The organism is Priestia sp. TRM10 (genome assembly GCF_057808375.1).
Genome location: NZ_JBJZOT010000005.1, coordinates 1 through 5,027, shown reverse-complemented (window position 1 = coordinate 5,027; position 5,027 = coordinate 1). Strand labels below are relative to the sequence as shown.

Sequence of the window (5,027 nt, the reverse complement as noted above, 5' to 3'; positions counted from 1 at the left end):
TGTTATGTTAACTAAAATTACCTACCGAAGACCTTATTTTCACTATAGAAATTGTGAAATAACATTAGAAAATATATTAAACAAGTTTGTGCTTTTTACTATCATTACTCATTAATTATTGCTCTTGTAATGATTCCACTTGTGTTTCCGAGACTCAGTATAAACGCTTACGTGCTTCAGGATTACATCCGTTATTTAAAGATATTTTTGTGTCAGAGGACACTGGCTTTCGGAAGCCAATGAAGGAATATTTTGATTATGTATTTGCGAGAATTCCTAATTTTGATGTGAAACAAGCATTAATTATAGGAGATTCCTTAAGTGCGGATATTAAAGGAGGACAGCTAGCCGGACTAGATACATGTTGGTTAAACTCTGAAATGAAGCCCAATAACACTGATATTGTTCCAACCTATGAGATTAAAATGCTTGAGGAGCTTTATCGAATTTTAACATAAAAAGATTATAGAATTTGCATCAGTAGTCAATCAGGGGAACAGTAGGAATAGAAGTTTTAGCCAGTCAGCTTGTAAGAAAATAAGGATTTTTTCTCTACAAGCTGTTTTGTATTTATGCTAAATTATTTATTCATGTCTCTTTTCGTGATTTTACTTCGAATGTTAATTTCTTTAGAGACTTCAGTATCTTGTTTCTTGTTATTGGGGTATTTATTTTTTCGCTCACGATTATCATTTCGATTTGTCATGATCAAACCTCCTTTTCTTAAGATTCGAGATTTAGTTTATACAAAAGGAAAATTTTAATTCTAGGTTAAGTCGGGTAAGCGAGGGGCATCGCTGCCCCTAACTCCCCTAAGAACCGTACGTGAGCCTTTCAACTCATACGGCTCAAGCCTTCCTTTATCCGAATAACATCAACTTATTTAATACAAGGTTTATGTACGAGCTTATTTATTGTTCCTCTAGTGTTTTCGAACCGGTGAACAATGATGGTTTCTCCATTTTGAAGAGTGTGTTTGCACAACGCACAACGATATTTTTGCTTCTTAGCGAGTTTCATTCTGTCAAAAGTGTTTTCAGCATCAAAGACCTTGCGGTCTCGTTTCATCCAATATTCTTTTAGGCAAGGATCATCTGGACTGCTCTTATAAGACACCATGACGTGTCTTACAATTTTAATCCAGGACATCTTTAATAATTGTACCTTGGTTAAAGGACATGTAAGAATCCATTTATTTTCTCCCCCATGATGGGGTTTCCTAAAATACCGTTTGGCTATCCATCCCAATGATTTTCTTGGATGAAGATGTCTAAGATGTTTCTTTACTTTCGAAAAAATATATTTATCCATATGGCTAAACGTTTTCTTAGCTACTACAGGTTTCCAGTACTGACCATATCCTCTTATAATAGGGTTTAAAACATCTATGACCTCTTTAACAGGTCTTCCTCTCATCAGGTGAAACGTCTCTCTGATTTTACTCTTAGCTTTCTTTACACTGTCTTTGCTAGGTTTAATGAATAGTTTATTACCTTGTTGGGTTCTATATTGTCTAATCGAAAAACCTAGAAAATCAAAACCATGCTCAATGTGGGTGACCTTCGTCTTTTCTTGACTCAATTCAAGCCCACGTTTTTTCAGATAAGGACTTAGATTCTGATACATAGACTCAGCTTGTTCTTTTGTTTCGGTTACGATGACGAAGTCATCGGCGTAAAGAACACGTCCTATCTTACATTTAGGGTCAATCTTATAGCCTGAACCATTTTTATAGGTAGGTTTGTATATAATACCTATTTCTTTTTCCATGCCACATAAGGCAATATTAGCTAACAGTGGAGAGATAACGCCTCCTTGGAGACCTCCGAAAAAACCAACCCAAAATTGTAATTTTATGTTTAAAATAGAATTATCTTAGTTTTTTGGGGGATTATCATGCTTAGAAAAGAAAATTCAAAGCAGATTTCTGCACTAGATGAGTATTACTATGAAAAAACAGTGCCACATAACCATTTATTGAGACAAATTAATAGAACAGTAGATTTTTCTTTCATTCGCATTTTACTTTCTGATCGTTATTCAAAGCACCGAGGTCGTCCAGCAGAAGAACCTGAGTTTATGTTTAAAATTTGTTTATTGGAATATCTTTATAACCTTTCAGACGTTCAGGTTATTGAGCATATTCGAGTTAATTTAGCTTATCGTTGGTTCCTAGGATTAAACATTGATGATAGTTTACCTGACGATACAACTATTAGTTATTTTCGTGTCAATCGAGTTGGTCTTGATAAATTCCAGCAAATTTTCCAACACATCATCAATCAATGTATTGAACATGGTCTTATAAAAGCTAAGCCCAAACGGGCTATCATTGACTCAACGCACATTATTGCAGATGTTGCAGTTCCAACATGGCTTACTCTAGTGCGACAAGCTTTAAAAAGTGGGATAGATGGCTTGAGTTTAGTAAATCCAGTGAAAGCTGCTTATTTTCAACAGCGATATGAACAACTATGGAAAGAATTAAAAGGGAAAACGAGGGATGAAAAATTACCTCATATATTAAAACTTGCAAACGAACTTGTTGAATCTGGAGAGTCCCTACCATCCGAAGACGAAAATGAAAGTTCAGCTATACTCATTTTAAAAAAGGTCATCGCTGACCGAACTGATACCGCAAAAGATCGTATTATCAGTATTGTTGATCCAGATGCAAGAACAGGTCGTAAATCAGATACACGGACGATCCAAGGGTATAAAGACCACATCATGATTGATGAAGAAAGTGAGATAATAACGGCAGTAAAGTTCACGCCGGCTAATGCAGAAGATGGTGATCAACTAACCGATTTAGTTACCCAATTTCATAAAAATCATAACATTGTTCTTAAAGAAGTTTCAGCTGATAAAGCCTATTGGTTCGGAAAGAACCTGCACTTTTTGTACGAAAACAATATTGTGGCAAACATTAGTGTAATGAAAACAAAACAAGACCTGACAGGTCTATTTACTCCAAATAACTTTACGTTTGATCGGGAAAAGATGCAAGTAACTTGTCCAAATGGAATCACTACTAATAAGTTCAAAAAGTCCAAAAAAAATCGCGAAGGTTTTGAGTTTCGCTTTATGAAATCTCAGTGTAATGAATGTCCGTTACGAGCACAATGTACAACAAGTAAAACTGTTCGTTCTGTCTATATTAGTAACTATTATTTTGATTTGAAACGAGGGCGAGCTCATTATCAAACTGAAAAATATAAAGAGGCCAGAAAAAATAGATGGTTGATTGAACGTAGACATGCGGACAAAGTAAGAAACCATGGTTTGAGACGTAGTAGATATCGTGGATTAGAAAGAACGTCTATTCATGCATTAATGAGCTCCATTGCTTCGAATATTAAGAGGATGAGTAAGCTAATTTTCGAAAAACAAAATCAAAACCATAGGGATGAGTCTGTCGGTTTTTCCTACCTATAAAAGGAAAATCAGATAAATTTCTTCCAATATAGAAAATATAGCTCTTCAATTTTGAAAAAAGCTCTGATATTGACCATTTTATGTAAAAAGTACGTTATTTTAAAAAATCTCTTGTTTTTTCGGAGGTCTCCCTTGCGGAGTACCTTCTTTGGTAGGATGAAATACTTCATGTTCTACGTATCCCATCTTCAACCACTTTTTTATAAGGTTTGAACCTGGAAAATTAGAAATCTGTTTCATAATCCATCCATGATGAAGGTGATCAAAACACCCGTGGAAGTCCCCTTCGAATACCCATTTCTTATTACTATTTGTATTAAGCTTATTAAAGAGGTTGCTAATGGCATCGTGTGTACTTCTTTTAGGACGAAAACCATATGAACTCGGCTCCAAGTGAAATTCCCACTGGGGTTCTAAAGCTGTTTTAATCATGCTCTGATAGACACGGTCTTTTATAGTAGGAATTCCAAGAGGCCTAAGTTTACCGTTCTTTTTTGAAATAAATGTCCTTTTAGCTGGATGAGGACGGTGTAGGAACACATTCTGTTTCTTCATTTGATGAAAGAGTGTTAAACGCTCATTTGCGTGTAGCGCTGTATAACCGTCTACTCCAGATGTACGTTTGCCTTTGTTTTGTTGTGTCACTCTACGAATAGAGAGTAATAGATTTGCTTTACTCCGGAGGAGTAAACGTTGTAGCTTTCGTACTTTCCTTTGTTGTTTGTATTGTTCGGCATGATAAATTCTTTGTCGTAACTTCGTTACATATTTCTGTACGGCATTCCAATTAATAGATTGCCAATTCGTATGCGAAGCGTGCGCCGACGCTCGTATCGAGGTATTCATAACAACACGCTCCTTTTCGTCTGAAGATAGCCACAAATTTATTTTCGTGTTGAAGACCTATGGAAAGTGGGCTCTCTTTCGAGTCTGTCATAAGTAGAGTGATATACTCGACAGTATCCGTCCAGTTATACAATGTTCTGCTTTCCTGTGCCTTTTCAGGCTAACGGCTTTCGCTTTTTTCCATATCCTATACCCTCTGCCACATTGTTTGACTTTGCAGTCATTCTACTGCTTATGCAGATGACATAGGGCTTACCAAGTTCCGCATCCTATAGATACGATGAGGTTAGGTGGGTTCTTTACTCCGGGCAAGATACGGGACGCATCACAGCAACGTTATGAATTTGCTTTTCCTCTTACCAATACTCAAGCCAATCTGTACACTATCTTGAGCTAACATTTACGAAGCTTATAAACCTTCACTTGCGTTCACCATACTCCTCTTCCCCTAGCAGTGTTCTGAGCCGTGCGCTGACTCTCTGTTTCCGCATTTCCGCATGCAACCCACGTACCCATTACTAGTCACGCAGTTTTGGACGGGGATAGTTTTTGCGTCTAAACTAGTGGCGTAAGCCACACTATACAGAAGCGACTTCTTGTCGCACCATAACTTTTGTTCTAGGAAGTAAAAAAGCGCCAACCCGTTTATTAAAAACGAGTTGGCGCTTTTTTCAATTATGAACGAGCATAATTTCCATATCCATTAATCACCTTTTCACTCCATAAAAAGTGAACCCAAACAG

At 36.6% G+C, this 5,027-nt stretch carries 3 protein-coding genes and 2 pseudogenes; 2 read left to right on the top strand and 3 right to left on the bottom strand.

The features are described from left to right. Positions 1–143: 143 nt before the first annotated feature. Positions 144–458 (top strand): annotated as a pseudogene (locus tag ACK3CR_RS04605) (HAD-IA family hydrolase); the annotation flags it as partial. A 122-nt stretch (positions 459–580) separates the two neighbouring features. On the opposite strand, the gene ACK3CR_RS04600 reads toward ACK3CR_RS04605, so the two are convergent. Together ACK3CR_RS04600 and ACK3CR_RS04595 are read right to left on the bottom strand one after the other, a co-directional pair. Further along, complete coding sequence (locus ACK3CR_RS04600) at positions 581–706, bottom strand: hypothetical protein (protein ID WP_328125143.1); 126 nt, start codon at positions 704–706, stop codon at positions 581–583. Between the two features lie 173 nt (positions 707–879). Further along, positions 880–1,806, bottom strand: a complete 927-nt coding sequence (locus ACK3CR_RS04595; RefSeq protein WP_488974940.1) for a group II intron maturase-specific domain-containing protein — start codon at positions 1,804–1,806, stop codon at positions 880–882. A 90-nt stretch (positions 1,807–1,896) separates the two neighbouring features. Here ACK3CR_RS04595 and ACK3CR_RS04590 point away from each other — a divergent pair, with 90 nt between their 5' ends. Further along, positions 1,897–3,438: an IS1182 family transposase gene (locus tag ACK3CR_RS04590; RefSeq protein ID WP_488974939.1), complete on the top strand. Its 1,542-nt coding sequence runs from the start codon at positions 1,897–1,899 to the stop codon at positions 3,436–3,438. 129 nt (positions 3,439–3,567) lie between these two features. Here the strand turns inward: ACK3CR_RS04590 and ACK3CR_RS04585 are convergent. Further along, positions 3,568–4,284 (bottom strand): annotated as a pseudogene (locus ACK3CR_RS04585) (reverse transcriptase N-terminal domain-containing protein); the annotation flags it as partial. Between the last annotated feature and the right edge of the window lie 743 nt (positions 4,285–5,027).